Consider the following 26,128-nt stretch of genomic DNA (forward strand, 5'->3'; position numbering starts at 1 on the left):
GGGTTATGGCCGCGATGGCGCATCTCCATCGTCGTCGGCTCGGTCACAGAACACCCTGGCTATGCTCCCTCGCCGACTCCTCGGATCTGCGGCCATCGGGGCCATAACGATCGGTGCATGGACTTCTTCAGAGCTTCCCTACTTCAAGCGAATTCCAAGGGATAGGGCGCAAGCTGGAATCCTTCATCGAGGGAGGGTTTCATGCAGCGCGCGTCCATTGTCGGCGAGATCTTCGGCTACCTGGTGTGCCTCGTTGCCGTCGCCGTTTTTTTCATGAGCATACGCGGCATCGTCAACGGTGCGTTTCAGATCGGGCATCCCACCCCGCGGGCGAATATGGTTTTCCGCGTCAACGCAATGCACGGCGCGCATGTCGTGGGCGCCATGGGCGCTCCACGCTGGTACGTCCGGCAAAAGCAGGGCCAAGGCCCCGTGACCTTCCCGCCGGGAGCAATGCCGGCACCGCCGCCCGGCGCCCCCGATATCGCAACGATGCGAGCCGGTCTGGTCGGCAATGCCCGCTACGACGCCGTGCAGCGGCTCGTGCTCGGGATCGTGATGCTGATCGTCTCGATCGCGGTCTTCCGGCGCGCCTTCGCGTGGGTCACGGCTCTAGGACGATCTTGATATAGCCGTCGCTGCGCGCGTCGAACCGCGCAAATGCGTCGGCCGCGTCGCGCAGTGGAAGCCGGTGCGACACGATCGTGCCCGGCTTGATGCGGCCGCGCACGATTGCGTCGCGCAGGAAGTCGTTGTATTGCTTGTCGTCGTCGCGGCCCATGCCGATGGTCACGCCCTTCTTGAACAGCGGTCCCCACGGTATGACATATTTGCCCTGCTGCGCATCCGAATCGGGCGCGTGCGGATCGCTATCGAGAAAGACCCCGATAATGCTCAACCGGCCGTTGACCGCGACGATGCGCGCGAGATCGTCGATCACGCTGGTCGGCCGCTCGACGCCGTAATCGTGCGGGTCGCGAGCCTGAAAGCCGATCGCGTCGATGCAGACGCTCGCGCCAAGATTCGCTTCCTCGCCGCGCCACGCAACGCCGCCGCGCTCGCGCGCGATCGTTTCGAGAATGCGGTCTGCTGCATTCCCGTCACGCATGTCGATCGGTACCGCGCCGAGTTCGCCCGCCTTCTCCAATCGCTCGGGGATCGCGTCGACGACGAAGACCCGGATCGCACCGCGCATGAACGAACACATCGCGGTCAACAGACCGATCGCGCCGGCGCCATAGATCACCACCGTGTCGCCGGAACGGACCTGGGCGAGTTCGGTCGCATGATACCCGGTCGTCAGCGCGTCGGCGAGCAACACGAAGTCGTGCTCCCACCGGTCCCCCGGTTCGCCCGGCAATCGCAAGCAATTGGCGTCGGCAAAGGGCACGCGGAGGAACTGCGCCTGCGCGCCGGTATAACCGCCCATGCCCGGATACCCGTAGGCGGCGCCTGCCCTGCCGGGGTTCGTGGTCAGGCACTGCGCCGAGAACCCGTGGACGCAATTGGGACAGAAGCCGCAGCAGATATGCGTCGGCACGGTGACACGGTCGCCGGCGCGCACGTTGACGACGTCGGTCCCCACCCGCTCGACGACGCCGAGCGGTTCGTGCCCGATCACGAGGCGCTCGCCGCCTCCGAGCCGGCCCTCGTAGATGTGCAGATCGGTGCCGCAAATTGCCGTCGAGGTGAGGCGGAGCAGCACGTCCGTCGGCGCCTTGAGTACCGGGTCCTCGACCGCTTCGATCTGAATCTTTCGCGGCTGCTCGAGCACGACTGCATCCATCTTCCGTTCCTCCAATTCTTAGGATACAATGGTCCCCGCTCGCTGGAAATCAGAATGGTGCTGAAAGGATAGAATTCGATGCTCAACGACGTCAAAGCAATCGAAGCAAAGGTGCGCGAGGCGATGGAGGACGGCGCCGTAACGCCCTACTACTCGCTCCCGCTCGAGAAGGTCTACAAGGTTCTCAACGGTGCCCTGGCATCCGAAATCATCTGCGTCCTTCGCTACAAGCAGCACTATTATATGACGACCTCGATCCATCAAGAGCAGCTGCAGTCGCTCTTCAAAGAGCACTGGGAGGACGAAGAGAAGCATCTGGAGCGGATCGCGGACAGGATCAAACAGCTCAACGGCGTTCCCAACCTCGATCCGAACGGGATCTCCGCGCGAGCGTTCTCGAAGTTCGAGAGCGGTCATACACTCGCCGATCTTCTTCGCGAAGATCTGGTTGCCGAACGCGTCGTGATCAAGATGTACGGGGACATCGTCGAGTTTTTCGGTACCGCCGATCCGGTGAGCCGCCGCATGTTCGAAGAGATCCTCAAGGACGAAGAGGACCACGCCGACGAGCTTTCGGATTTGCTGTACACGATCGATCCCGAAACGGGAAAAACCGTCGAGCAATTTACCGGCGATTCTGCGTTCGGCCCGCCTCCGAAATCGAACTCGCGCTGACTCTTGCACCACCAACCGCCGCCGCCGTGCACGATGCCGATTGCGGTGGCACTGGCCGATCGGCCGGGAACCGGGCGCACGACCTCGACCGGCGGTTCCCCGTGCGTCGCGGCGCACGGGGAGATCGTCGTCGAGAGCGGCCTGCGCCGCCAAACGATGAGCAGTCCGGGTGAGAGCGTCACGCTCGCCAGCGGACCGCTGACCTTTGTGCGCTTCGGGGTCGCGAAGAATCTCGAGATCGGGATCGCGCCGCCGGCACTACAATCACGGATCGCGACCGGCAACGCGCCGTTGAACTCGGCGCACGGTTTCAGCGACGCGGTCTTCGCGGCGAAGTATCTCGTTCTGAACAAGCAAATGGCCCAAGGCTCGCTCGGCATCGCCTACGCGCCGCCGACCGGAACCGGCCAATTCACCGCCGGAGCGCCAACCTACTCGGCGTCCGGCAATCTCGGCTTGACGCTCACGCCGCAACTCAGCTTCGCTATGAGTCAAGTCTTCGGTACGGCGGTCGGTACCGGCGCCGGCGGTTTGAACCGGACGTTTTTCGTCTACGCGCCATCCTACACGCTCGCGTACGCGCTCGACGCCGCGACGACATTGCTGCTGCAGTCGGCGCTGGTCTCGCGGCAAGGGCCGACGCTTCCATCGGGCAATCGAAGTTTCGTCGCGCTGCAACGCGCGATCGGGAACCGCCTCGCCCTCGACCTCGATTACGAAGTGAATCTCAAGCCGACGCTGGGCGCAACGCAACGGGCGATCGGCGGCGGCCTCGTTTGGATCGCGACCTCGCCATAACGGCTACTTCACGGTAATACGATCGATGACGCGCCGCACGCCTTCGACGTGCCGCACCGTTTGGACGATCACCTGATCGACGTCGCGACTCGGCACCGTTCCGGTCAGCGTTACGACGCCGTTGCGCGCCGAGGGCGCGATGTGAAAGGCATTCGCGCCGGCTTGACCGGCGATGGCGGCCGAAACGCGAACGTCGAGCGCTGCGTCGAGCGTATCTTCGCGCACTCCTTGGAGACGCGGATTTACCGAAAGATCATCGCGAACGGCGACCACGCCACCGACCGACTTCGCCGCACTGACGTAGCGGTCGCGCTCGGCCTGCGTGCGGGCGCTTCCCGATAACGCGATCGTGCCGTCGGCGTCGGAAACGTGCACCTCGGTCGACGCGTCGACGTCGACGGCGACCAGTTTCGCCGTCACCGCGGCGACGAGATAACCTTCTTTCGCATGCTGGACGGTCGACTGCGTCGCGCGCTGCGCGCTCGCTTGTGCCTGTTGCTGTTGCTGCGCGGAGCACCCTGTCAGGGCGATGAGGGACAAGGCGAGGCAGCACGATCTGTTCATGCCGCATTCTTACCCAAGTTCCAATGGACTGACGGCTTGCTACTTCCCTTTCTTGGGAAAGAACGTCACGGTTCCATCCGGATAATCGAAGTCGACGCGATCGAACTGATTGAGAAAGTCCATGCCGACCAAAATCCAGCGCCCGGTCGACTGGTACGCTACGCACGCTTTCGGCGAATAGTAACTCAGCGAAGCAACCGTCAACGTATCGATCGTGCCGCACCCGCCACCCTCCGTTTGATAAAAGTGAAGACCGTATGCACTGAGCAGGCGGCTCGGAATTACTACGCCCCCGGGAGCGCCCGTATCGATAACCGCGTCCAGACCGAGCGATTTATTCAGAAGCATCGGGATCGACGCGTGACCATCGCCAAAGCTCGCATCGACGCGCACGCCCGACGTCGCGCCGGCGGGGTCGATGGGGTCTTTGAACGTCATCGTGCTGTTCTTGAAGTCGATCGATACGCGCGCCCCCGCAAACAGGCCATAGCCGAGCAACCCATCCGGTCCCCGCGGGTCGGGCTCGTCCATCCCGTAATTGACGATCACGTCGTAGAGTGTGTTATCGCCAAGCTCCATCGTCTGCACTTTGCCGATGTCGCTCAGCTCGGTGCCGTAGAGCGTTCCGACCTCGGTGTGCCCGATGGGCGAGAGACCGGCACGACGCGCAAAAGCTCCACTTAGATAGATGTCATCGGCTCCCGTGTCGACGAGGAACGTCCCCAAGACTCCGTTGACCAGAGCGTGCACGACGAGGCGATCGTGGGTTTGCGTAATCGGTACGACGCCCGTCGCGCCGAATGACCAATGCGCCGTCTGCGGCGGTGGGTGCAAATCGCTGTCGGCGACGATCGGATTCAGCTTGACGTTTTCGTCGATCGTCTTCCCGTCTTCACCCTCGTATTGCCACGACGAGATCATCTTGATGCCCGGAGCAACTTCACCATAAGCGAGAATCTTCAGAATGGTTTCGTAATCCCCGCCCGGGTCGAGAATGACATATTTATAGGCGCCCGTCGCACGGTCGGCCTCTACGTCGATGTTCATCCCGCTACTGAGTGTCGCGCGTATCGTGCCGTCGCCAAAGTTGAATCCGGTGAATTGCCGATGGAGATACTTCAGCCACTGGGCGTCGTCCCCGGCGGCACAGACCGAGGTTGATGCGAAAAGCAGAACAGCAATGAGCATGAGGCATCTCACGGCCTGCTTCTCTTACGGTTGCCCGGTTCTCGAACCTGCGGCGGGTAGGAGTGAACGCACCAAGGTCCAACGATGACCCGGCTGGGAGGTTCTGCGTATGGCGCTTCGTTCTCGCGCGGCCGGCTTTGCTGCGGTTTTTTTTGCACTCGGCGTGATGTTGAGCGCAGTGCCTGCCGGGGCGTCTCTCGACGCCGTCGTCGCGCCGCGTGTCGTCGTACCGAATATGCCCGAGAGCGATTGCGTCACGCGCGCCGAGAACGCGCTGAAGACGGTCATGCAAAACGAGGTCGAAGCCGGCGAAGGTTCGGGTGTGTTCGTCGGCGTCACGCGCACGGACCCCTCGAGCCCGGCCTCCGCGGCGGCGGTGATCGAGTGCCATACCGTTGACGCCGGTGGCTATTCGGCGAGCTTTACCTGTGCGGTCCAAACACCGACGAACCCCGAGGGCGCCGCCGCCCTGTGCACCCGGCTCGTCACGGCCTTCGGGCCGGCTCCCGCGGCCACCAGCGGAGGTGCGCTGTGACGCCGGTCGCGAACCGCGGCCGCCTTTTCGGAGCGTTTCTGTGCGCGGGCATCCTGCTGACGAGCGCGCTCGCGCCCGCTGCGGTCGACCTTTCGACCGGCCTTCAGCACGTCGTTGCGAACGGAACGATCGACGAATGCAATATGAAGGCTGCAGCCGCGTTGTCCGCATATCTGCAAAATCCCACCCAGGCGAGCCCGGGTGAATGGATCGCGCACGGAATGACGTCCACGAACGGCGTGAGCGACACGACGGCCGCGGGAACGATTCACTGCTTCGCACACGGCACCGGCTATGTCGTGAGTTTCAGCTGCGCGGTCGAAGCGCCGAACAATCCGTACGACGCTGCCTCACTCTGCAGCGACCTCGAAGCGAATTTCACGGGCGCGCCGCAGAAGCCGTTGGCCACGCCGACGCCCGAGCCGACCGGATGCACGACCGCCAACCTCATCGGAACCTGGCAGTCGGATAAGGACAACACGCTCACGCTCAAGATGACGCCCGACGGCGAACTCATCGATAGCGAAGGCGTGAGCGGCAGTTGGTACTTGACCGGAATGAGCGCGATCATCACCTACTACGGCAATCATACGATGACGCTCTCGGCCGACGGCAAACACTTGCGCGGCGGAGGCTACAGCTTCACCCGGAAGTGCTAAAGAGATGATTGCCGTTCTTCCCGGCGACGGCGTCGGGCCGGAAGTCACGCGTGAAGCGGTGCGCGTGCTCGCGCACGTGCGGCCCGATATTCGCTGCGAGGAAGCACTGGTCGGCGGCGCCGCTCTCGAGCGCGGTTTGCCGCCGCTGCCCGACCAGACGCGTGCGCTGTGCGAGCGCAGCGACGCGATCCTCTTCGGCAGCGTCGGAATGCCGCAATACGACGGCAAGCCGATGCCGGAACGCCCCGAGTTTGCACTTTTCGCACTGCGCAGCGGCTTCGAGCTCTACGCGAACATTCGGCCGGTGCGAGTCTTCTCCGGACTCGAAGATGCCTCATCGCTCAAATCGGAACTCGTGCGGGGCCTCGATCTGATCGTGCTGCGCGAACTGACCGGCGGAATCTACTTCGGCAAGCCCAGCGAAACGCGCGTCGAGAACGGCGTCGAGATCGCGGTCGATACGATGCTCTATCGCGTTCCCGAGATCGAGCGCATCGTGCACATGGGGTTTCAACTCGCCGCCGCTCGCCGCAAGCGGCTCACGTCGGTCGACAAAGAAAACGTGCTCGAGACCTCGCGTCTGTGGCGGCGGGTGGTCGAGCGGATCGCGCCCGAATACCCCGGCGTTGCGCTCGAGCACCTGCTGGTCGACAACGCCGCGATGCAGCTCGTGCGGCGTCCTGCACGCTTCGACGTGGTCGTCACCGAAAACATGTTCGGCGACATTCTCTCCGACGAGGCCGCGATTCTCACCGGTTCGATCGGCACGCTCCCGAGCGCGAGCCTCGGGACGCGCGGAACGCCGGGCCGCCGATTCGGCATGTACGAGCCGATCGGCGGAACGGCACCCGACATCGCGGGCAAGCACATCGCCAACCCGACCGGCGCGATTCTCTCGGCGGCGCTGATGCTGCGTCACAGTTTCGACGACGATCGAAGCGCGCTGCGCATCGAACGTGCCGTCGCCGCCGTATACGAAGAGGGCGTTCGAACCGCCGACGTCGCGGCAGGCAATGTGTCCGTCAACACGACCGGCTTCACCGATGCAGTTATCTCGGCGCTCGCGCCGGTTGACACCCCGGCCGCTCCGTGATAGGGTGCGAGAAATGCTTGTGACCTCGCTTCTCCTCCTCGCACTCGCTCTCGTTGGCCGTTCGGCGTCGAATCGGTTGGGATTGACTACTGCGTAGAGGATAGCGAAAACGCACTAGAAGAGGCCCCCGCCGGATCGGCGGGGGCCTCTTTCGTTTTATCTCGGGAGGCCGCGATGGATACCGTAGAGATCTTCGATACCACGCTGCGCGACGGCGAACAGTCGCCGGGAGCGGCGATGACCGCGGCGACGCGACTACGCATCGCGCGCATGCTCGACGCGGCCGGCGTCGACACGATCGAGGCCGGTTTCCCGATCTCGAACGAACTCGCGCGGCAAAGCGTCGCGCAGATCGCTCGCGCGGTACGAACGGCACGAGTCGCCGCGCTCGCGCGCTGCACGCCCGAGGACGTCGATGCCGCCGCGGGCGCACTCGCCGGCGCGCGCCGCCCGCGGATCCACACCTTCATCGCGACCTCCCGGCTGCATCTGGAACGCAAACTGGGCATCACGCCCGAGCGGGCGATCGAGATGGCCGGCCAAGCCGTTCGGCGCGCGCGAATGCGCTGCGACGACGTAGAATTTTCCGCCGAGGACGCGACCCGCTCCGATCCGGCGTTTTTGGCGCGGATCTTCTCGACGGCGCTCGCCGCGGGCGCGCGCACCCTCAACGTCCCCGACACGGTCGGTTACGCGACGCCGGGCGAGATGCACGCCCTCATCGCGTACGTGCGCGAGCACGTCGTGGGGAGCGAGGACGCGGTGATCAGCGTCCACACGCACGACGACCTCGGTATGGCGACCGCAAATGCGCTCGCGGCGGTGAGCGCCGGAGCGCGTCAAGTCGAGTGCACGATCAACGGAATCGGCGAGCGGGCCGGGAACTGCGCGCTCGAAGAAATCGTCGTCGCGCTGCGGACGCGCAGCGAGCTCTTCGGATGCGCGACGCGATTCGACGTGAGCCGCATTCAGCATCTCTCGCGCGCGGTCGCTCGTGGAACGCGTATGCCGGTTCAGAAGAATAAAGCAATCGTCGGCGAGAACGCGTTCGCGCACGAATCCGGCATTCACCAAGACGGCGTCCTGAAAGAACGCTCGACCTACGAAATCGTCGATCCGACGGCGGTTGGGTGTTCGACGCGGTTGACGCTGGGGCGAAACTCCGGGCGTCACGCGCTCGTCACCCGGGCAAGGGGGCTGGGGCTCGACTTCGATGACGAAGGCTGGCGGCAATTTGCCGGCGATTTCGACCGGCTGGCGACGCAGCGCGCGAGCATCGGCGATTCGGACTTGCTCGCCCTGGCCGCGTCGATCGCCCGCCGGGCGGAATGTGCGTCATGAGCCGCACGTACTTCGATGCGCTTTGGGAATCCCACATCGTCGAGTCGCTCGCCGACGGCAACGATCTGCTCTTCATCGACCGGATCGTGGCGCACGAGATCACGACGCCCCCCGGTGCGCTTCAGATCGAGCGCCGGTTCAACGACGCGCTCTTCGATCCGAATGCGATCGTCGCGGTGAACGACCACGTTTCGCCCGCCAACGATGCCGCGACCGCGCTGCAAGCGCGGCACCTGCGGCTATGGGCGAAGCGTCACGGCATCCGTTTGTTCGACGTCGGCGATAACGGAATTTGCCACGTGCTCGTGCCCGAGCGCGGCCTCGTCCGCCCCGGTATGACGCTGTGCTGCGGCGATAGCCATACGTGTACGCTCGGTGCATTCGGGGCAATCGCCTTCGGTGTCGGTACGACCGCGCAGGCCGGCGCGATGCTGGCCGGATCGGTCGTGCTCAAACGCCCGCTGGTGATGCGCGTGCAGATCGACGGCGCTCTGCCCGCTCCGGCCGCTGCGAAGGACGTCGCGCTCACGGTCGTACGTACGCTCGGCGCCGACGGCGGCCGAGGATACGCCCTCGAGTACGGCGGAAGCACGGTCGCCGCGATGTCGATGGGCGAGCGCATGACGCTCTGCAACATGGCCATCGAAGCCGGGGCGACGACCGGGTACGTGCGGCCGGACGTCGTGACGCGCGCATATTTGCACGCGCGCGGCGAGCCGTTCGCCGGCGAGGAACGCTGGTACGCTTACGAATGCGGGGAGAGCGCGTACGCGAAGACGATCGAAATCGACGCATCTTCGATCGTACCGCTCGTGACCTGGGGCACCAATCCCGCGCAATCGATTCCACTCGGCGAACGCGTGCCGGAGGACGCTCGGACCGAGTCGCTCGCGTACATGGGAATCGCACCCGGCGATGCGATCGAGGAACTCGAGATCGACCAAGTCTTCATCGGATCGTGCACGAACTCACGCTTGCACGATCTGCGCGCCGCCGCACAGGTGCTTCGCGGCCGCCGCGTGAGCATCCCAACGATCGTCACACCGGGTTCGCAAGCCGTCAAACGTGCCGCCGAGAGCGAAGGCTTGCATGACGTCTTCCAAGACGCCGGTGCGCTTTGGACGCATTCGTCCTGCGGGCCGTGCCTGGGCATGTCGATGGGCGTACTCGGCAAGGGGATGCGCTGCGTCTCGACCTCGAACCGCAACTTCCCTGGACGCATGGGTCCGGGCGGACGCGTGCATCTTGCATCGCCGGTGGTTGCCGCGGCCAGTGCCGTCCTCGGACGCGTTCCAACTCCGTCACAACTCGAAGAACTCATGGGGAACGCCGTATGCGTCTGAAAGGGACCGTGCTCTGGCTGCCGTTCGACGGCATCGACACCGATCAGATCATCCCGGCGATTCACTTGACGGTAATCGAGCCGGACGGGCTCGGCCCGTATCTCTTCACCGGCCACCCCGAGCTGGCGGCGCGCCTGGAAGCCAATTCCACCGCATCGGTACTCGTCACCGGCGCGGATTTCGGTTGCGGCAGCTCGCGCGAGCATGCGGCGTGGGCGCTGCGCGAGCGCGGCTTTCGCGCGGTCATCGCGCCGAGCTTTGCGCGCATTTTCTTGGAGAACGCGTACAACAACGGAATCATTCCGGTCGCGTTGCCGGTCGAGGCGGCGCGCGCGTGCGGTGCGTGCGAATCAATCGAGATCGACGCCGACAACGGGACGGTCGAAACGGATCGAGGCGAGCGCTTTACGTTCCGCCTCGATCCGTTGCGCCGTGAGTTTTTATCCGAGGGCGGGTACCTCGACTATCTGCACGCAAAGATCCCCGCAATCCGAGCCTGGGCCGCTACCTCACGGGCACGCTAACCGTGCGTCCTCTCAGGGCCCGGCGTCTGTGGCTGCGGCAAGATGAAGATGACTACGCATGTGCAACTCCCCGAAGAAGTGGCGTGGCCTGGAGTAGTTCGGCGTTTTAGCTTGCTCGATCAGGGGTCCTTGAGGACCTTTGCCCTGGTGTCGATTCTGGTGCTCGGCGCGATCCTGCGGCTCTATCACCTCTCGAGCGTGCCGACCGAACTGGATGCCGACGAGATCGATCTCTACAATTCCGCTCGCAGCATTGTGACGACCGGGCACGACGTCGACGGCACGTTGTTGCCCTTTCTCTACGCAAACACCGTCCGCAACCCCCCGATCTACGCGGCGGCTGGCTACGCTTCGAGCTTGATATTCGGCAAGACCCCGTTCGGCTTGCGCTTTCCCGCAGTGCTCTTCGGTCTCGCATCGATCGTGCTCATCTTCGGCATCACGCTGGAACTCACGCGCCGGCGCGCAATCGCGTTGCTCGCCGCGCTGATGATGGCGGTCGCGCCGATCTTCGTGCAATTCTCACGCATCGCGTGGGAACCGGCGTCCGAACTTCCCTTCTTGCTCGCAGGAATCTATCTCGCGCTGCGCGCGCTTCGTGAACGCTCACCGCGTGAACTGATCGGCGCCGCGCTGCTCTTCGGGCTGACGGCGTACACGTACATGGCGGGTTGGTTTTACGCCGCGGTGCTCGGCGCTCCACTCCTCGTCATCTATGCGAACCGTGGGCGCTCTCGTGCTGCCGCGCGCGTGACCATCGGCGCGGCAATACTATGGCTTATCGTCGCGGCGCCGGCGCTCTGGATGTGGTTCTTCGACCCGCGCACCAGCGCGCGCGTACACGGAATCGCGACGTTTTCCAGCGGTATCTCGCCCGCAACGCTCGCCATTTTCGCACGGAACTACCTCGCACATTTTCGATGGTCGTATCTGGCCGTGACGGGCGATCCCATCTCCGGCATCACCTGGCGTTATCTCAATGGCTTCGGCGCCTTCTATTGGTGGCTGGTGCCGCTCGCCGCGCTCGGCGCGCTCGCCTCGTTCCACTACGTGCGCGTCCGCGCGCTCTTGCTCTGGCTCGGGCTGTGGGTGCTCGCATATCCGCTCGGCGGTGCGTTGACCAACGAAGGTGCGCCCAATGCGCCAAGGACGCTCGCGGGAGCGCCCGTCTTCTGCATCATGGGCGCGATCGGCATCGTATTTCTCTTCGACGCCGCCGGAATGTTGCGGCGCCGCCGGATCATCCGAACGGCGAGATGGATCTTGGGCATTGGACTGGCCGCAGCGATCGGTATCTCGGTGGTGCGGTTCGCGCGCTTCTACTTCACCGACTACGTACATCAGAATTCGAACGCCTGGGATTCGGGGACGCGAGCGCTCTTCGAAACCATCCTTGCGGACCAGAGCCGGTACCGGCGCGTCTGCTTCCTGATTCGGCCGGCTTCCTACGAGCTCGACTCGTATATCCGTTTCTATCTCGCGGGCAGCCGGCTGCAGACGATCGACGACATCGAGGATCCGCGCTGCTCGTTGCCGGGAACGATGCTCGCGATCGACAACGACCATCCGATGACGCAGCCTGGGTTCCGGCAGATCGCGCGGATCGTGGACGTCGACGGCAACGGCTTCGCGGAGCTCTACGCGCGCTAATCGATCAGCGTCGTCGATTTCGCGAGATCGAGGTTGTGCACGATCTCATCGAAGACGAAACCGCCGTGGCCGCTCGCCACCTGCTTCCACGCGCTCAGCGTAAAGCCGGCTGCGGTGTGGGTCGGAACGTGTGACGGAATCGAGAGCGCGAACGGATCGACGACGGCGTCGACGACGACCGGGCCGCCGCGATGATCGAGCGCTTCGCGCAATCCCTGTTCGACGTTGGCCGGATCCTCGAGCCGTATCCCCTTTGCGCCCATCGCCTCCGCGACGAGTGCGAAGTTCGGGTTGACGAAATCGGTTCCGAACGGCGGCACGCCGGCCTCCTGCTGCTCGATCCGAACGAAATCGAGCGATCCATTGTTGAACACGATCACGACGACCGGCAACTTTCGCTCGACGAGCGTGAGCATATCGCCCATGCCCAGCATCGTGAAGCCGCCGTCACCGCTGAGCGCGATCGTTTGGCGGCCGGGAGCGGCGAACTGCGCGCCCATCGCGTTCGGTGCGCCGCTCGCCATCGACGCCCAGGTGAACGATCCGAAAATGCTTCGTTTCGCGCTCGCTCGGATGTAGCGCGCCACCCAAATGCACGGCGTTCCCGTGTCCACGCCGAAGAACGCGTCGTCCGCGGCCAGACGGTCGAGCGTCGCGACGAGATATTCCGGGCGGATCGGGCGCAAGCTCGGGCCGCGCTCGACGTAGCTCGCGAGCGAATCGTTCCACTCGCGGGAGAGTCCGAGCGCGCGGTCGAGATGGTTGGTCGTGGTCTTCTCCGCCACGAGCCCCAGTAGCGCGCCGACGGTGTCGCCGACATTTCCGACCAGTCCGAGATCGATCGGCGTACGTCGCCCGAGATTCTTTCCTTGGCGATCGATCTGAACTTTCTTCACGTCTTTCCCGGGGAGAAACTCCGAAAACGGGAAGTCGGTGCCGAGCATGAGCAGCAGATCGGCCTCGTGCATCGCGCGGTACGCGCCGCCATACCCGATCAATCCCGTCATGCCGACCGCATTCGAATTGTCGTACTCGAGGTATTGCTTTCCGCGGAAGGAGTAGCCCACGGGAGCCTTGAGCTTCTGCGCGAGCGCGACAACTTCGTCGTGCGCACCGCGGCATCCGTCGCCACCGAAAATCGTTACACGCTCGGCGTTATCGATCATCGCCGCGAGGCGCCGCATGTCGGCATCCGCCGGGCGCAACATCGAACCGTTCGTGCGCACGACCGGATCGAGTGGACCGTCGTAGGACTGCACGGCGATGTCGCCCGGTAATGAAATTACGGTCGGTCCGCGATCGACCAAGGCGGCGCGCAATGCGGTTTGTACGACTGCCCGCACCTGCCGCGCATTGATGATGCGCCCCGTGTACAGCGAAGCCGTTTGGAAAAACTGATAGGGATTGAGCTCCTCGAGCGCCTCGGTGTCGATGATCGCCGATTCGACGTCGCCCGCGATCACGATGATCGGCGCGCCCTCTTTGCGGGCATCGAGCATGGCGTTGATGAGGTGCGTTACGCCGGGTCCGGCGGTTCCGCAAATCGCGACCGGGTCGCCGGTAAGGTACGCGTCGGCGACGGCGGCGAACCCGCCGTACTCCTCGTGGCGGACGTGAATGAATTCCACTGCACCGTTGCGATGCAGCGCGTCGATCGTCGGGTTGAGCGCGTCGCCGACGATGCCGTAGCATCGGCGGACGCCGGCGGCATGCAGCAGTTCCCACATAGCATCGGCGACGTTCCTGCTCATGGGTGCCTCCCTCGTTCGGCGAGGGTTTAGTATAGCATGGTGGCGTATCTGAGAGTAGTATGCAAGAACTCGCCCAGCAGATCGTCAGCGGCCTAGCCACCGGCTCGATCTTCGCCAGTCTGGCGCTGGCGCTCGTCCTGATCTATCGCTCGATGAACGTCGTGAATTTCGCTCAGGGTGAGATGGCGATGTTTTCCACGTTCATCGCATGGCAGCTGGTCCAGGTCGGCGTACCGATGTGGCTCGCCTTCGGGATCACGCTCGTGATCGCGTTCGTCGCCGCATTCGCAATCGAACGCGTCGTCATCCGCCCGGTCGAGCGCGCGCCGCAGCTGACCATCGTCATCGTGACCCTCGGGCTGCTGATCGTGTGCAACGGGGCCGCGGGCTGGATCTGGGGCTACATGGTGCGCAGCTTTCCGAGTCCGTTTCCGATCGCGGCACTCAACGTCGGCGGCGTGAGCCTGAGCCTGCAAGATCTCGGCGTCATCGGCGTCTCGCTGGTGACGCTGCTCGCGGTGTACCTGCTCTTTCAAAAGACCAAGCTGGGACTTGGGCTGCGCGCCGCGGCGCTCTATCCGGAACAGAGCCGGCTGATGGGGATTCGCGTGAGCCGGATGCTCGCGATCGGATGGGGTCTTGCCGCGTTGGTGGGCGCGGTTTCCGGCATCATGATCGCACCGGTGGTCTTTCTCGAGCCGAACATGATGCAAGGCGTGCTCGTCTACGCTTTTGCCGCGGCAGTTCTCGGCGGTATCGAGAGCCCCATCGGGGCGGTGATCGGCGGCCTGCTGCTCGGCGTGGCGCTCGCGCTGCTCGGCACCTACGTTTCCTTCATCGGAACGGATCTGAATTTGCCGGTCGCGTTCGGGATCATCGTGATCGTGCTGCTCGTGCGTCCGGCCGGCTTATTCGGCCGCGCGCACGTAAAAAGAGTCTAAGGAAGCTCTTCAGAGCTTCCCTAGGCGGTAATCGGGTCGAGGCCCAAGTACGACCGGCGCACGCGATCGTCGCGCGCGAGTTCCTCGGCAGCACCGGTTGCCGCTACACGACCCGTTTCGAGCACGTAGGCATGTGAGGCCATCGCCAGCGCAGCAACGGCGTTCTGTTCGACGAGCAGCAGCGCGACGCCATCCTCGCGATTGATCGTCTGCAAAAGCGCGAAGATATCGCGCGCGACGAGCGGTGCGAGGCCCAGCGAGGGCTCGTCGAGTAGAATCAGTTTCGGCTGCAGCATCAGCGCACGTGCGATCGCGAGCATCTGCTGCTCACCGCCGCTCAGCGTACCGGCGTGTTGCTTCTTACGCGACTCCATCCAGGGGAAATACTCGGTGACGCGGGCGTAGCGTTCACGCAACTGTTGCGAGCGAAGCAAATAGCCGCCGAGCACGAGGTTCTCCCACACGGTCAAATCGGACAGCGTGCCGCGCCCTTCGGGCACGTGCGCGATGCCGGCGCGCGCGACGTCCTCGGGGCCGTACTCGCCGAGCGAGCGGCCGTCGAACGTAATCGATCCGCTGTGCTTGATCATTCCGCTGATCGCCCGCAGAGTCGTCGTCTTCCCCGCGCCGTTGGCACCGAGCAGGGCGACGATCGTCCCGTCCTCTACCCGGAACGAGACGTCGTGCAGCGCTTCGATCTCCCCGTACGACGCGCGAAGATGCGAAATCTCGAGCATGGTTTATGCGATCTCCGTACTTCCGAGATAGGCGTCGATGACGGCGCGGTTCGACGCGATCGCCGCCGGCTCGCCTTCGGCGAGTTTTTGCCCGCTGTTCAGCACGACGATGCGATCGCAGATCCGCATCACCAGCTGCATCGAATGTTCGACCATCAGAATCGTCGTCTTGAAGTCGCGGCGAATCCGCTGGATCGTGTCGCCGATCGTCCCGATCGCGTCGTGGCCGAATCCCGAGGCCGGTTCATCGAGCAGGAGCAATTCGGGGCCCATCGCAAGCGCGCGCGCGAGTTCGATCATTTTGCGAGCGCCGAACGGCAGGCCGTGAACGATTCGGGCGGCGGTATCTCCCTGGCCCACGTAGTCGAGCAATTCGCGTGCTTGCGCGCGTTTCGCACCGCCCACCATCACGTTCTCGAGCGCGGTCATGCGTGAAAAGAGCTCGAGATTTTGAAACGTACGCGCGATGCGGCGGCCGGCGATGCGGTACGGGGTGAGGCGCAACAGGTTCTCACCCTTGAAGAAGACGCTGCCCGCATTCGGCCGGTACAGGCCGGTGATGCAGTTGAACAGCGTCGTCTTCCCCGCGCCGTTCGGGCCGATGAGGCCGGTGATCGCGCCCTGCCCAACCTCAAACGAGACGTCGGACAGCGCGGCGACGCCCCCGAAATGAATCGAGAGCCTTTCGATCGAGATCGTCGCCGCGCGGTCGTCCATTAATAGCGGTTCGAGAACAGTCCGGTGAACCGCTTCCACGCGCCGTTTTCGTATCGGATCAGCGCCTCTTGCCGAATCGGAAACCGGTCGGTCGGCGTGGTCGAAACGAGGATGCCGGGGAAGACGAACGGATTGTCGGTCTCGTGCAGATGGGTTGCCGCGCGCATGACCCCCTCGCGCGTGAGGTCTTTGCCGGCCATCTTCAAGGTGTCGACCATCGTGAACGCAACGGCCATACCGTAGAGATAGTCGGCGTCGGCTGCGTTCGCGCCGGGCGAGTACTTCGCGAGGATCGCGCGATACAGCTTGACGCCGGGGTCGTTTGCATACCCCGGGTCAGTCGGATCTTTGAGGTAGATGGCCGAGATCACGCCGTTGGTGGCCGCCGGGCCGCCCGCGCTCGTCGCCGCTTGCATGAAGGGTATTGCGTTCGAGACGCTGTTCAGGTAGACCACCGGCTTCCACGACATCTTGGCGATGGTGACCATCGCTCCGATGGCAAATTTCGGCGTGGCAAAGATGAACACCGTATCCGCGCCGCTAGCCTTGAGGCTGGCGATCTGCGAGGTGACGTCGGGATCGGTTACTTCGTAGCTCGCCTCTTTGACGATCTGATTCGCCTTGGCGCCGAGACCACTCTTGAGACCGTCGAGCAAGTCCTCGCCGAAGTCGTCGTTTTGATAGAGCACGCCGATCTTGGCGTTCGGTGTCGTCTTGAGGAGATATTTCGCGAAGATCGTGGCTTCGTCGTGATAGTTCGCCTGCCAGCCGATCGTCCAGGGATACTGCTTGTAATCCGCGCCGAACTGCGTCGCTCCAGTCGCGACGTAAAGTTGCGGCACCTTGTTGTCGTTCAAGTAGGGCCGAATCGCGATGTTCGGCGGCGTGCCGAGCGAATCGAAGATCGCGAAGACGTGATCTTGTTCGACCATCTGCCGCACGAGTTGAACCGTCTGGGGTGGATTGTAGGCGTCGTCTTTGTCTTCGTAGACGATCTTGCGCCCGTAGACGCCGCCGTGATCGTTGACGTAGGCAAAGTACGCGAGTATGCCTTTGCCGATGGGGGCGTAGCCCGCCGCGGGGCCGCTGTACGGGTGCGTTCCACCGAGCAGGATCTGCGTCGGCGTAACGCCGGGCACGCTCTGCGCGCCGGATGGGATGCCGAGGGTGAGCGTCAATGCGATGACGGCTATGATAGCGGTACCGAACCAGGTGTTCCGTTTACTCATGATCCCTCCTTATAAAAGACATCCGGCGACCCAATGCGCCGGCGATTCCTCCGGGCATGAACATCATGATGAGAATGAGCGCGACGCCGTAGACGACCGACGCGAACGCCGGATTCACCGCTTGCGCCCAAAGCGGGAAGAATTCGATTACGGCGCCGCCGAGCAGCGCACCCCACAACAGTTGCAGGCCGCCGATCACGGCGCCAACCAAGAGGTTGAGCGAGAGCGCAACGTTGTAGATGTCGGGGCTCACGTAGGCCGTCGCCAGCGCAAGCAGTGCGCCGGCGATACCCGCATAGGCAGCGCTCCAGCCGAAGGCGAGCGTCTTATAGAGAACCGGATTCACCCCGAACGACACCGCCGCCACTTCGCTGTCGCGGAGCGCGCGCAGTGAAAGGCCGATGCGTCCGCGCAGAACGACGTAGGTGAAGAGGAGCAGCAGCGCGGCGATGCCCCAGGTGAGAAAGTACAGCATCGTCTGGGAGTGCGGAGGGATCGAAATGCCCGTCGCGCCGCCGGTCAGGCTGCTGAAGCGCTTGAGGATGGGCGACACCGAGGCGGCGAGCGCGAAGGTCGCGAGCGCAAGATAGACCCCTTCGAGGCGCAGCGCGATGCCGCCGAGCGCGACGCCGAGAAGGCCCGCGATCAGCGCAGCGAGGACGATCGCGATGCCGTACGGCACGCCGTGCGTCGAGAGAATCGCGACGGTGTACCCGCCGACCGCCAAAAAGGCGCCGTGCCCGAGCGAAATCTGCCCCGTCTTTCCGATCAGGATCACAAGACCCGCGATGGCGATTGCATACGCCGCAACGTACGTCAGCTCGAACGTGATATATGCGGGGATCAGCCTCGGGAGTACGGCGATGACGACGGCAGTGACCAGCACGGCGGCGAGCCTCACGAGATCGCAACCGCCTCACGCGGAGCCGCATAACTCACGTCGACGTAGCGGCGCAAATGATAATCGCGATCGCCGAGCAGCCGTTCGACCAGCGTCATCCGTTTGAAATAGCCGCCGATCTTGTACTCTTCGCTCATGCCGATCGCGCCGTGCAATTGGATCGCCTGCTGCCCGATGAACCGTCCGGATTTTGCGACCTGCGCTTTGGCGCTCGAGATCCCGCGCTTACGCGCCGCCGGATCGCGTTCGTCCTGAAGGGTCATCGCCGCGTAATAGGCCATCGATCGCAACAGCTCGAGTTCGATGTACATCTCGGCCATCCGGTGCTGCAGCGCTTGAAACGAACTCAGCGGGACGCCGAACTGGTGACGCTCCTTCGTATACCCGACGGTGGTCTCGAGCATCACCGCACATAAGCCGAGCGCTTCCGCGCACAACGCGGCGGTGGCGGAGTCGATGCCGAATTCCAACAGTTCGAGCCCGTCGGCGCCGCCGGCCAGGATCGCATCGTCGTCGACGCGCACGCGATCGAAGCGAAGGTTGGCAACGTCGCTTCCGTCCTCGGCCGGATACGCGTGACGGATGAGGTTTTGCGCGGCGGCGGGAACGGCGACCAGCGCGATTCCGGCATCGCCGCGCGCCGAAACGATCAGCGTATCGGCGCTCGACGGATCGAGTACGCGTACCTTCGATCCGGAAACGATCCAGCCGTTGCCGTCACGCCGGAGCGAAGTATCGACGCGCGAGGGATCGTAGCGCGCGTGCGGCTCCTCGTAGGCAACGGCAAAGCGCCGTCGTCCTTCGGTGAGTTCTTCGAGCAGATCGAGCCGCTCCGCCGCCCGCAATATCGTCCCGGCGAAGACCACTTGCGTGACATAAGCGCTCCGCACCAGCCCGCGGCCGAACTGTTCCATCAGCAGCAGCGTCTCGGTCGGGCCGCCGAATCCGCCGAGTTCCTCCGGCGTCCCGACGGCCAGCCACCCGAGCTGCGCGAAGGTTTTCCACGGATCGGCGCTCGTACCGGCATGATCCGCCGCAAAGCGAGAAACGCTATCTTGCAGTAAGAGTTGCTCGGCGCTCAGCTCAAAATCCATCGATTCTACACCTTCAGAATCCGTTTGGCGATGATGTTCTTTTGGATCTCGTTGGAGCCGGCGTAGATCGAGGCTTTGCGCACGTTGTAGTAGCGGCGCGCGAGCGCCGGATCGGCGTAGGGGCCGCCGAGATCGAGCGCGAGTTCGGTGACCGCTTGCTGAATCTCGGTTCCTTTGAGTTTGAGGATCGAAGATTCCGGGCCGGGCCGCGTGCCGGCCGACTCGGCCGCCAGGACGCGCAGTTCGGTAAATGCAAGCGCGGTGAGCTCGATGTCGACCTCGGCGATGCGCTCGTCGAAGCGCCGGTCTTCCACGCCCTCGCGCTCGCGCAACTCACTGAGCGATTCGAGCATTTGCCGGCAGACCGCGATCGCCGCGGTCCCGGTGCGTTCGTGTTCGAGCAAAAACTTGGCGTAGGTCCAGCCCTCGCCTTCGTTGCCGACGCGATTCTCGACCGGAACCTCGACGCGATCGAAATGCACTTCGTTGATTTCCTGACCACCGTCGATCGTGGTGATCGGGCGCACGGTCACGCCCGGGCTGCGCATGTCGACGAGGATGAACGAGATGCCCTCCTGCTTCTTCGCGCTCGGATCGGTGCGCGCGAGCACGAAGATCCAATCCGCCCACTGCGCCGCCGTGATCCACGTCTTCGTTCCTTCGATGACGTAGCGCTCGCCGTCGCGCTGCGCTTTGGTCGAGAGCGAGGCGAGATCCGAGCCGGAGCCCGGTTCCGAATATCCCTGGCACCAGAACTCGTCGCCGGAAAGTATCGGCGGCAGAAAGCGCGCGCGCTGTGCGTCGTTTCCGAATTCCATGATCACCGGCGCGACCATCGAGAGCCCGAAGGGAAGCATCCGCGGTGCCCAGCCGTAGGCGATTTCCTCTGAAAAAATGTGGCGGCGAATCGCATCCCAGCCGGTACCGCCTTCGGCTTTGGGCCACGCCGGCGCGGCCCAGCCGCGCTCGAAGAGGATGCGGTGCCAGCGATAGTAGTCGTCCTTCTCGAGAAACTCGCCCGCCTGCACCTTGCGCCGGATGTCGGCGGGCAAATGCGTAGCGATGAAGTCCCGCACTTCACTGCGGAACGCTCGTTCCTGCGGATCGAAGGAGAGATTCATGGCCGGCTGGGTCCTCGCAGAAAGATGTGACAAGCGGTTTTGTCGAATGTCGGCTTTTACCTGCGACAACGAGGGATGCATGCCGAACCGGGTCTACGGAGGACGTTCGAACGCGCAGCGGCGCGCCGAGCGCCGCGAGCGCCTTTTCGTTGCCGGATTCGAACTTTTCGGCACGGCGGGGTTCGCGAAAACCACGATTCCGATGCTTTGCGCGGCGTCCGGCGTGACCGCTCGTCACTTTTACGAAGAGTTCGCTTCGCGCGAGGAACTGCTGCGCGCGATCTTCGACGATTTGGCGGATCGCGCGTACGAGATCGTGCGCGAAGCACTTCGCGCCACCGAAAAGCCGGCCTTCGAGCGCGTCCTCTCGTCGAACCGGGCCTACTATCAATTCTTTACCGAGGATCCGCGGCGCGCGCGCATCTACGCCCTCGAATGCTTGGGCATCAGTCCCGAATTCGAGCAGCACCGCCGCGCCACGCGCGAGCGTTCCGTACAACAGCTCACGCGCGCGACCGAATGGCTCGAACCGACCGGCGTCCTGAACCGCCTCGATAGCCGGCTGATCTCGGTGGGTTTGGCAAGTTCGGCGATTGCGATCCTGGCCGAATGGGTGCTCGCCAAAACCAAGCCGAGCGTGGAAAAGATGGCGCAGACGCTCACGCTTCTGTGGATGCGCACGCTTCGGCTGGAAGAACCCGACTGAGGATGGTGCCGGCGATCGAATTGAGCGGTTCCGCCCTGCGCGAGAACGTGCGAACGTGGAAACATCGTACGGGAACCGCCGTCCGGGCCGTCGTCAAGGCCGATGGTTACCGTTTCGGATTGGAACGCATCGTGCGCGAATTGCACGGCAGCGCGGACGGATTCGTCGTCTCCGACGCGGATGAACTCGAACGGGTGCGTATGCGCAGCGACGCTCCGACCGCGACGCTGCAGGACCGCGGGCCGGAGCACGCGTGCCGCGTGGCCGATCTGCACGGCATCGGCAACCTCGCCCGCACCGATTCTTTGGCCGCTCTCGCGAACCGGCCGGATGCGCCGGAACTGATCGTTCGTGTCGGCTTACGACTTGCGGCCGGATGGTCGGCAATCGAGATCGAGGACGCCGACGCATACGCAAGCGTGCTCGCGGCGTCCGGAATGCGCGTCGAACTCTGGACGCATCTGAGCAATCCCATAACGGAACGCGATGACCGCGAACGATTCGACCGATTCGCCGCGCGGTTTCGCGCGAAGGGCGTGCACATCGCCGGCGAAGACGTCGCCAGCACGTTTCCGGCAGCGCGGGGCTCGATCCGGAATAGCAGCGTTCGCATCGGTGCCGGTCTGTTCGGCGCAGGACAATCCGCGAACGGATCTCGGCTTCGGTGCGCGATTCACGTGCGTGCCCGCGTTGTGGATCGCCTGACCTCACGCGGCGAGCTGCGATCGGGATATGGCGACGAACCGCTTGCGGCGGGCACCGCGCTCACCGTCGTGCGCTGCGGATACAGCGACGGCTTTCCGCGCGTCACCAAACCGTACCGCAAAATCCTCTCCGTAGGAATGCAGCATGCGACCGTACTCGGAACGGCGCCCGGGGAAGAGTTTGCTCTTCTCGATGAGGATGACGATCTCGACGAACTCGCCGCTGCGGCGGGCGTGTTGCCGCATCAAATCGTGACCGGATTGGGGGCCACGTTCGCCGGCCGCCCGGATTTCACGCCCCGTCTTTGGTCGTAGTCGCCGATGAGGCCTGGGCCGTAGGGTACCCTCATGAGTACCCGCGTGGCGTTGATTGCGCACGATGCGCGAAAAGAAGATTTGGCCGAATGGGTCGAGTTCAACCGGGAACCGCTCGCCTCATGTTCGCTCGTTGCCACCGGGACCACCGGGAAGCTCATCGCCGAACGAACCGGGCTGAACGTTCACCTCTTGCTATCGGGGCCGTTGGGCGGGGATGCGCAAGTCGGTGCGATGCTGGTCGAACAGCGCCTAGACCTCATCGTGTTCTTCTGGGATCCGCTGACAACGCAGCCGCACGACGTCGACGTCAAAGCGCTGCTTCGGCTGGCCGTGCTCTATAACGTTCCGATTGCCTGCAACCGGGCGACGGCGGATTTTCTCATTTCGTCGCCGCTCTTCGCGGACGAGGCACATCTGCGAAGAGTGAGCGCGCGGCGTTCCACCGCCTGACGAATTTGCCTTCTCACCGCGCCGCGGAGATCAGCGCACGGGAGGCCGCAAGCAGGACGGGCACGGCTTCGTCGCCGGCAATCACCTGCGAGCTGACGAAGGCGCCGTTTACCAGCAACAGCAATTGCGCGGCGAGCTCGTCCGAAGAGCGCGCGCCTAACCGATCGGCAATGCCTTTGAGCCGGCTGCGAAGCTCGCGCTTGTGCGAAACGGCGACGCGTCGCGCCGGGTGTTCTTCCTCCGGAAACTCCGCCGCCATGTTCAACTGGGGACAGCCGCGATAATTCTTCCGGCCGAGCCGCTCGCCGATCCAGCGCATGTGCGCGTCGAGTTCGGCCTGCGCATCGGTGCGATGGCGCGCGGCGACGCGGTCCCATTGCTGCCAGAACTGTTCGTCTTCGCGCTCGAGAAACGCCGCGATGAGATCATCCTTGGTTTCGAAATAACGGTAGAGGCTGGTCTTGGCAACGCCGGCCCGCTCGACCACCAGATCGACACCCACCGCGTGCGCGCCCTGACGGTAGAAGAGGTCCGACGCGGTTTGGAGGATGTGCTCCCTCACGTCCTTGGTTCGGTTTGCCATATTGACATGATACAGACCTGTCTGTTTTAATGCAAGTGCAAAACAAACAGGTCTGTAGCGTGAGGAACGGTATGAACATCGCAGTCTATGGCGCCTCGGGCCACACCGGGCGCTTCGTGGTGGAAGAGCTCCGGCGCCGGGGCCACGCGCCGCTCGCGATCGGCAGGCACGAATCCAACGCGGCCAGGGTCGCGCGTCTCGACGAGGGGGAATCGCTCGACCGCGCGCTCGCCGGTACCGATGCCGTAATCCATTGCGCGGGTCCCTTTCTCGACACCGCTGCACCGCTGATCGAAGCCGCGCTGCGCAGCCGCGTGCATTACTTCGACCTTACCGCCGAACAGGAGAGCGCGCTCTCGACCTTCGCGCTGTTCGATGCGCCGGCACGCGAGCGGGGGATCTTCGTCGTCCCCGCCGCGGGGTTTTTTGGCGGCCTGGGCGACCTCGCGGCGACCGCTGCGATGAACGGATGGACACACGCCGACCGGATCGAGATCGCGATCGCGCTCGACCACTGGCGGCCGACACGCGGAACGCGCATGACGGGTGCACGAAACACGGCAACGCGGCTCGTGCTTTCCGGTGGAAAACTCGAACCGATTCGGCCTCCCGCAGCGGCGTCGTGGAATTTTCCCGAACCATTTGGCACGCAAGACGTCATCGAGCTGCCGTTCAGCGAGACGATCCTGATCGCTCGGCACGTGCGAGTTCGCGAAATGCGAAACTACCTGAATCAAGCTCCGCTTCGCGATCTGCGTGATCCCGCGACGCCGGAACCGGTTGCGGCCGACGAGCGCGGGCGCTCGAATCAGCACTTCGTCATGGATGCGATCGTTCGCCGCGGTGAGGAAGAGCGCCATATCACGGTGATGGGCCGCGACATTTACGCAATCACCGCGCCGATCGTCGTCGAAGCAGTGGAACGCGTTTGCCGAAATCCACAGCGGGGTGCGGGGGCGTTCGCACTCGGTCAGGTCGTCGACGCCGATGCGTTTCTGCAAAGCCTCGTGCGCACAGGAGAAATCGTTTTATAATTCGGACATGAGGAACGATCCGTTTGGCGGCCGGCAGCCGACCAGCCACGAGAGGCTATCGGGACAGCCGTGGGACGCCTCGTACCAGGACGGCCCCGCACCGTGGGACATCGGCCGGCCGCAACCGGCAATCGTGCGGGTGGCATCCGAAGGCGGATTCGCCGGCGCGGTGCTCGACGCGGGCTGCGGAACCGGCGAGAACGCGCTTCACATCGCCGCGCTCGGCTTGCCGGTTCTCGGCGTTGACGTCGCGGAAACTGCACTCGCGATGGCGCGAGCCAAGGCCGAGGAACGTGGGATCGCGGCGGAGTTTGCTGCGGCTGACGCGTTCCGGTTGGAGCGCTTGGGACGCAGGTTTACCTCGGTGCTGGACTGCGGCTTGTTCCACACCTTCAACGGCGACGAGCGGCCGGCATACGTGGCGAGTTTAGCATCCGTGACCGAGCATGATGGAACGCTCTATGTGCTGTGCTTCAGCGACGAGGCTCCCGGCACCGGACCGCACCCCGTACGTCTGGAAGAACTGCGAGCAGCGTTCAGCGCCGGCGCGGGATGGAACATCGCCGCCATCGTGCCGGAACGCATTCAGACGCGCTTCCACGACGACCGCGGCGCACCGGCTTGGCTCGCTACGATCAAACGAGCACGCTGTCGACCGTCGTAACGTCGAGCTCGCTGAGGGTGTCGAGCACGCGCGATGCGAGAGAGAGCGCTTCGCGATCGGGGGGAAATTCGCGATTCGGTATGGCGATCACCGCGAGTTGCGCCGCGTGTGCCGAGCGAATGCCGTTTGCCGAATCCTCGATCGCCGCGGTTTGGCGCGGATCCGCTGCCATCAGCGTAAGCGCGCGGAGATACACGTCGGGTGCCGGTTTGCCGCGCGCGACGTCGTCGGCTGAAACCACCGCTTTAAAGTATTTGCTCCACCCGGTTCTTGCGAGCGCCGCTTCGGCGACCGGGCGAGAGGCGGCCGTCGCGAGCCCGAGCGGAAACGCCGAGGCCAACCGCGCAAGTGCGTCGTCGGCCCCCGGTAACGCCGGTACGTGCTTCGCCAGAACCTGCACGACCGCGTCGACGACTTGTTTGGCAATGGCGTCCGGGGCAAGCGACACACCAAGGTCATCGTGCATGTAGCGCGCCCATTCGTTGGTGCGCATGCCGATCATCCGTTCTTGCGCGCCGTCAACCCAGCGACCGCCGTGATCGATCGCGAAAGCGTGCCGCGCGTCGCGCCAAATCTGCTCGCTCTCGATCAACGTTCCGTCGAGATCAAAGATTACGGTGTAAATGTTACCTCCACAGCCGTTGCGCCATTCTCGGGAAGATCCGGTTCTCCATTGTATCCGCTTTTCGACACGATGAGTTGATGCCCGGCGTTGCGTGGGCTATTTAGCTGACGCGCGATTCCCAATCCGGCGGTACGTGGCCGGCCGGACCCGGAACCGGTTGATCGTTCGGGTGCCATCTTGGCGGCGCCAAGTGAGCGCCCGGCACGGTTTCCTGCGATACATAGCTGTAGAACCACGCCTCGCCCGGCTCGAAGCTCGCGATGATCGGATGGCGCGTCGCGTGAAAGTGGGCGGTTGCATGTTTTTTCGGTGAGCTATCGCAGCACCCGATGTGGCCACATTCCGCGCACCGGCGGAGGTGAAGCCACCATCCGCCGTCGGCGAGACACTCGACGCA

Annotated in this window: 28 protein-coding genes; 16 read left to right on the forward strand and 12 right to left on the reverse strand. The window is 64.1% G+C overall.

Annotated features, from left to right (window positions below; translation table 11 throughout):
- Positions 1 to 201: 201 nt before the first annotated feature.
- A complete protein-coding gene (locus tag VMF11_05870; protein ID HTU69830.1) occupies positions 202 to 627 on the forward strand; it encodes a hypothetical protein in 426 nt (141 codons plus the stop codon).
- Here the strand turns inward: VMF11_05870 and VMF11_05875 are convergent.
- On the reverse strand, positions 605 to 1,786 hold the full coding sequence (locus tag VMF11_05875; GenBank protein ID HTU69831.1) for an alcohol dehydrogenase catalytic domain-containing protein: 1,182 nt from the start codon (positions 1,784 to 1,786) through the stop codon (positions 605 to 607). The two genes, VMF11_05870 and VMF11_05875, sit on opposite strands and share 23 nt — an antisense overlap.
- A 78-nt stretch (positions 1,787 to 1,864) precedes the next feature.
- Between VMF11_05875 and VMF11_05880 the strand changes: the two genes are divergently transcribed.
- Both VMF11_05880 and VMF11_05885 read left to right on the forward strand, forming a co-directional pair.
- A complete protein-coding gene (locus VMF11_05880) occupies positions 1,865 to 2,461 on the forward strand; it encodes a ferritin-like domain-containing protein (GenBank protein HTU69832.1) in 597 nt (198 codons plus the stop codon).
- A gap of 3 nt (positions 2,462 to 2,464) precedes the next feature.
- Positions 2,465 to 3,259 carry a hypothetical protein gene (locus tag VMF11_05885; protein ID HTU69833.1) on the forward strand — a complete coding sequence of 265 codons (795 nt, stop codon included), beginning with the start codon at positions 2,465 to 2,467 and terminating at the stop codon, positions 3,257 to 3,259.
- 3 nt (positions 3,260 to 3,262) lie between these two features.
- Here the strand turns inward: VMF11_05885 and VMF11_05890 are convergent, their stop codons facing one another.
- Together VMF11_05890 and VMF11_05895 are read right to left on the reverse strand one after the other, a co-directional pair.
- Entirely contained in the window at positions 3,263 to 3,823 is a 561-nt protein-coding gene (locus VMF11_05890) for a BON domain-containing protein (protein HTU69834.1), read from the reverse strand.
- Positions 3,824 to 3,862: 39 nt separating this feature from the next.
- Positions 3,863 to 5,011, reverse strand: coding sequence for a retropepsin-like aspartic protease (locus VMF11_05895; protein ID HTU69835.1), 1,149 nt, complete (start codon positions 5,009 to 5,011; stop codon positions 3,863 to 3,865).
- A gap of 109 nt (positions 5,012 to 5,120) precedes the next feature.
- Between VMF11_05895 and VMF11_05900 the strand changes: the two genes are divergently transcribed.
- The 7 genes from VMF11_05900 to VMF11_05930 all read left to right on the forward strand — a co-directional run bounded on the left by VMF11_05900 (position 5,121) and on the right by VMF11_05930 (position 12,156).
- Positions 5,121 to 5,546: a hypothetical protein gene (locus VMF11_05900; GenBank protein ID HTU69836.1), complete on the forward strand. Its 426-nt coding sequence runs from the start codon at positions 5,121 to 5,123 to the stop codon at positions 5,544 to 5,546.
- Positions 5,543 to 6,205 carry a hypothetical protein gene (locus tag VMF11_05905; GenBank protein HTU69837.1) on the forward strand — a complete coding sequence of 221 codons (663 nt, stop codon included), beginning with the start codon at positions 5,543 to 5,545 and terminating at the stop codon, positions 6,203 to 6,205. The genes VMF11_05900 and VMF11_05905 overlap by 4 nt, the downstream gene beginning before the upstream one ends.
- Before the next feature lie 4 nt (positions 6,206 to 6,209).
- Positions 6,210 to 7,298 (forward strand): 3-isopropylmalate dehydrogenase, encoded by a 1,089-nt coding sequence (leuB, locus tag VMF11_05910; protein ID HTU69838.1) that lies wholly within the window; start codon positions 6,210 to 6,212, stop codon positions 7,296 to 7,298.
- A gap of 174 nt (positions 7,299 to 7,472) precedes the next feature.
- Positions 7,473 to 8,639 (forward strand): 2-isopropylmalate synthase, encoded by a 1,167-nt coding sequence (locus VMF11_05915; GenBank protein ID HTU69839.1) that lies wholly within the window; start codon positions 7,473 to 7,475, stop codon positions 8,637 to 8,639.
- Positions 8,636 to 9,982, forward strand: a complete 1,347-nt coding sequence (locus tag VMF11_05920; GenBank protein HTU69840.1) for an aconitase family protein — start codon at positions 8,636 to 8,638, stop codon at positions 9,980 to 9,982. Before VMF11_05915 ends, VMF11_05920 begins: the two co-directional genes overlap by 4 nt.
- Positions 9,973 to 10,506: a hypothetical protein gene (locus VMF11_05925; protein ID HTU69841.1), complete on the forward strand. Its 534-nt coding sequence runs from the start codon at positions 9,973 to 9,975 to the stop codon at positions 10,504 to 10,506. The genes VMF11_05920 and VMF11_05925 overlap by 10 nt, the downstream gene beginning before the upstream one ends.
- A gap of 129 nt (positions 10,507 to 10,635) precedes the next feature.
- Positions 10,636 to 12,156 carry a glycosyltransferase family 39 protein gene (locus tag VMF11_05930; protein HTU69842.1) on the forward strand — a complete coding sequence of 507 codons (1,521 nt, stop codon included), beginning with the start codon at positions 10,636 to 10,638 and terminating at the stop codon, positions 12,154 to 12,156.
- Here the strand turns inward: VMF11_05930 and VMF11_05935 are convergent.
- A complete protein-coding gene (locus VMF11_05935; GenBank protein HTU69843.1) occupies positions 12,153 to 13,907 on the reverse strand; it encodes a thiamine pyrophosphate-dependent enzyme in 1,755 nt (584 codons plus the stop codon). The genes VMF11_05930 and VMF11_05935 overlap by 4 nt on opposite strands.
- 59 nt (positions 13,908 to 13,966) lie before the next feature.
- Between VMF11_05935 and VMF11_05940 the strand changes: the two genes are divergently transcribed.
- Positions 13,967 to 14,848 (forward strand): branched-chain amino acid ABC transporter permease, encoded by an 882-nt coding sequence (locus VMF11_05940; GenBank protein ID HTU69844.1) that lies wholly within the window; start codon positions 13,967 to 13,969, stop codon positions 14,846 to 14,848.
- 20 nt (positions 14,849 to 14,868) lie between these two features.
- Here VMF11_05940 and VMF11_05945 read toward each other — a convergent pair whose 3' ends face one another.
- Genes VMF11_05945 through VMF11_05970 form a run of 6 tightly spaced genes read right to left on the reverse strand, consistent with a single transcriptional unit; the run spans position 14,869 to position 20,647 of the window.
- Positions 14,869 to 15,585, reverse strand: coding sequence for an ABC transporter ATP-binding protein (locus VMF11_05945; GenBank protein ID HTU69845.1), 717 nt, complete (start codon positions 15,583 to 15,585; stop codon positions 14,869 to 14,871).
- Positions 15,586 to 15,588: 3 nt separating this feature from the next.
- Positions 15,589 to 16,302, reverse strand: a complete 714-nt coding sequence (locus tag VMF11_05950) for an ABC transporter ATP-binding protein (GenBank protein HTU69846.1) — start codon at positions 16,300 to 16,302, stop codon at positions 15,589 to 15,591.
- A complete protein-coding gene (locus tag VMF11_05955; protein HTU69847.1) occupies positions 16,302 to 17,531 on the reverse strand; it encodes an ABC transporter substrate-binding protein in 1,230 nt (409 codons plus the stop codon). The genes VMF11_05950 and VMF11_05955 overlap by 1 nt, the downstream gene beginning before the upstream one ends.
- Entirely contained in the window at positions 17,524 to 18,432 is a 909-nt protein-coding gene (locus tag VMF11_05960) for a branched-chain amino acid ABC transporter permease (protein ID HTU69848.1), read from the reverse strand. The genes VMF11_05955 and VMF11_05960 overlap by 8 nt, the downstream gene beginning before the upstream one ends.
- Positions 18,429 to 19,526 (reverse strand): acyl-CoA dehydrogenase, encoded by a 1,098-nt coding sequence (locus VMF11_05965; GenBank protein HTU69849.1) that lies wholly within the window; start codon positions 19,524 to 19,526, stop codon positions 18,429 to 18,431. Before VMF11_05965 ends, VMF11_05960 begins: the two co-directional genes overlap by 4 nt.
- 5 nt (positions 19,527 to 19,531) lie before the next feature.
- Complete coding sequence (locus VMF11_05970; GenBank protein ID HTU69850.1) at positions 19,532 to 20,647, reverse strand: acyl-CoA dehydrogenase family protein; 1,116 nt, start codon at positions 20,645 to 20,647, stop codon at positions 19,532 to 19,534.
- A 79-nt stretch (positions 20,648 to 20,726) separates the two neighbouring features.
- On the opposite strand from VMF11_05970, the gene VMF11_05975 reads away from it, so the two are divergent.
- The 3 genes from VMF11_05975 to VMF11_05985 are packed head-to-tail and all read left to right on the forward strand — an operon-like array spanning position 20,727 to position 22,825.
- Entirely contained in the window at positions 20,727 to 21,353 is a 627-nt protein-coding gene (locus VMF11_05975; protein HTU69851.1) for a TetR/AcrR family transcriptional regulator, read from the forward strand.
- 2 nt (positions 21,354 to 21,355) lie between these two features.
- A complete protein-coding gene (locus VMF11_05980; GenBank protein ID HTU69852.1) occupies positions 21,356 to 22,372 on the forward strand; it encodes an alanine racemase in 1,017 nt (338 codons plus the stop codon).
- A gap of 33 nt (positions 22,373 to 22,405) precedes the next feature.
- Positions 22,406 to 22,825: a methylglyoxal synthase gene (locus tag VMF11_05985; protein HTU69853.1), complete on the forward strand. Its 420-nt coding sequence runs from the start codon at positions 22,406 to 22,408 to the stop codon at positions 22,823 to 22,825.
- 13 nt (positions 22,826 to 22,838) lie between these two features.
- Here VMF11_05985 and VMF11_05990 read toward each other — a convergent pair whose 3' ends face one another.
- Positions 22,839 to 23,408, reverse strand: a complete 570-nt coding sequence (locus VMF11_05990; protein HTU69854.1) for a TetR/AcrR family transcriptional regulator — start codon at positions 23,406 to 23,408, stop codon at positions 22,839 to 22,841.
- A gap of 71 nt (positions 23,409 to 23,479) precedes the next feature.
- Here VMF11_05990 and VMF11_05995 point away from each other — a divergent pair, with 71 nt between their 5' ends.
- On the forward strand, positions 23,480 to 24,442 hold the full coding sequence (locus VMF11_05995; GenBank protein ID HTU69855.1) for a saccharopine dehydrogenase NADP-binding domain-containing protein: 963 nt from the start codon (positions 23,480 to 23,482) through the stop codon (positions 24,440 to 24,442).
- A gap of 7 nt (positions 24,443 to 24,449) precedes the next feature.
- Positions 24,450 to 25,106: a class I SAM-dependent methyltransferase gene (locus tag VMF11_06000; GenBank protein ID HTU69856.1), complete on the forward strand. Its 657-nt coding sequence runs from the start codon at positions 24,450 to 24,452 to the stop codon at positions 25,104 to 25,106.
- Here VMF11_06000 and VMF11_06005 read toward each other — a convergent pair.
- Complete coding sequence (locus tag VMF11_06005) at positions 25,078 to 25,785, reverse strand: HAD family phosphatase (protein HTU69857.1); 708 nt, start codon at positions 25,783 to 25,785, stop codon at positions 25,078 to 25,080. The two genes, VMF11_06000 and VMF11_06005, sit on opposite strands and share 29 nt — an antisense overlap.
- Positions 25,786 to 26,128 lie beyond the last annotated feature (343 nt).

The sequence above is a fragment of the Candidatus Baltobacteraceae bacterium genome, assembly GCA_035502855.1.
Classification (GTDB): domain Bacteria; phylum Vulcanimicrobiota; class Vulcanimicrobiia; order Vulcanimicrobiales; family Vulcanimicrobiaceae; genus Aquilonibacter.

Excerpts from the sequence above, each read along its gene's own strand:
- VMF11_05965 (HTU69849.1), bottom strand. The coding sequence starts at position 19,526 with ATGGATTTTGAGCTGAGCGCCGAGCAACTCTTACTGCAAGATAGCGTT.
- VMF11_05950 (HTU69846.1), bottom strand. The coding sequence starts at position 16,302 with ATGGACGACCGCGCGGCGACGATCTCGATCGAAAGGCTCTCGATTCAT.
- VMF11_05870 (HTU69830.1), top strand. The coding sequence starts at position 202 with ATGCAGCGCGCGTCCATTGTCGGCGAGATCTTCGGCTACCTGGTGTGC.
- VMF11_05955 (HTU69847.1), bottom strand. The coding sequence starts at position 17,531 with ATGAGTAAACGGAACACCTGGTTCGGTACCGCTATCATAGCCGTCATC.
- VMF11_05900 (HTU69836.1), top strand. The coding sequence starts at position 5,121 with ATGGCGCTTCGTTCTCGCGCGGCCGGCTTTGCTGCGGTTTTTTTTGCA.
- VMF11_05990 (HTU69854.1), bottom strand. The coding sequence starts at position 23,408 with ATGGCAAACCGAACCAAGGACGTGAGGGAGCACATCCTCCAAACCGCG.
- leuB (HTU69838.1), top strand. The coding sequence starts at position 6,210 with ATGATTGCCGTTCTTCCCGGCGACGGCGTCGGGCCGGAAGTCACGCGT.
- VMF11_05895 (HTU69835.1), bottom strand. The coding sequence starts at position 5,011 with ATGCTCATTGCTGTTCTGCTTTTCGCATCAACCTCGGTCTGTGCCGCC.
- VMF11_05880 (HTU69832.1), top strand. The coding sequence starts at position 1,865 with ATGCTCAACGACGTCAAAGCAATCGAAGCAAAGGTGCGCGAGGCGATG.
- VMF11_06000 (HTU69856.1), top strand. The coding sequence starts at position 24,450 with ATGAGGAACGATCCGTTTGGCGGCCGGCAGCCGACCAGCCACGAGAGG.
- VMF11_05940 (HTU69844.1), top strand. The coding sequence starts at position 13,967 with ATGCAAGAACTCGCCCAGCAGATCGTCAGCGGCCTAGCCACCGGCTCG.
- VMF11_05915 (HTU69839.1), top strand. The coding sequence starts at position 7,473 with ATGGATACCGTAGAGATCTTCGATACCACGCTGCGCGACGGCGAACAG.
- VMF11_05890 (HTU69834.1), bottom strand. The coding sequence starts at position 3,823 with ATGAACAGATCGTGCTGCCTCGCCTTGTCCCTCATCGCCCTGACAGGG.
- VMF11_05935 (HTU69843.1), bottom strand. The coding sequence starts at position 13,907 with ATGAGCAGGAACGTCGCCGATGCTATGTGGGAACTGCTGCATGCCGCC.
- VMF11_05980 (HTU69852.1), top strand. The coding sequence starts at position 21,356 with ATGGTGCCGGCGATCGAATTGAGCGGTTCCGCCCTGCGCGAGAACGTG.
- VMF11_05875 (HTU69831.1), bottom strand. The coding sequence starts at position 1,786 with ATGGATGCAGTCGTGCTCGAGCAGCCGCGAAAGATTCAGATCGAAGCG.
- VMF11_05920 (HTU69840.1), top strand. The coding sequence starts at position 8,636 with ATGAGCCGCACGTACTTCGATGCGCTTTGGGAATCCCACATCGTCGAG.
- VMF11_05995 (HTU69855.1), top strand. The coding sequence starts at position 23,480 with ATGAACATCGCAGTCTATGGCGCCTCGGGCCACACCGGGCGCTTCGTG.
- VMF11_05985 (HTU69853.1), top strand. The coding sequence starts at position 22,406 with ATGAGTACCCGCGTGGCGTTGATTGCGCACGATGCGCGAAAAGAAGAT.
- VMF11_05945 (HTU69845.1), bottom strand. The coding sequence starts at position 15,585 with ATGCTCGAGATTTCGCATCTTCGCGCGTCGTACGGGGAGATCGAAGCG.
- VMF11_05925 (HTU69841.1), top strand. The coding sequence starts at position 9,973 with ATGCGTCTGAAAGGGACCGTGCTCTGGCTGCCGTTCGACGGCATCGAC.
- VMF11_05975 (HTU69851.1), top strand. The coding sequence starts at position 20,727 with ATGCCGAACCGGGTCTACGGAGGACGTTCGAACGCGCAGCGGCGCGCC.
- VMF11_05970 (HTU69850.1), bottom strand. The coding sequence starts at position 20,647 with ATGAATCTCTCCTTCGATCCGCAGGAACGAGCGTTCCGCAGTGAAGTG.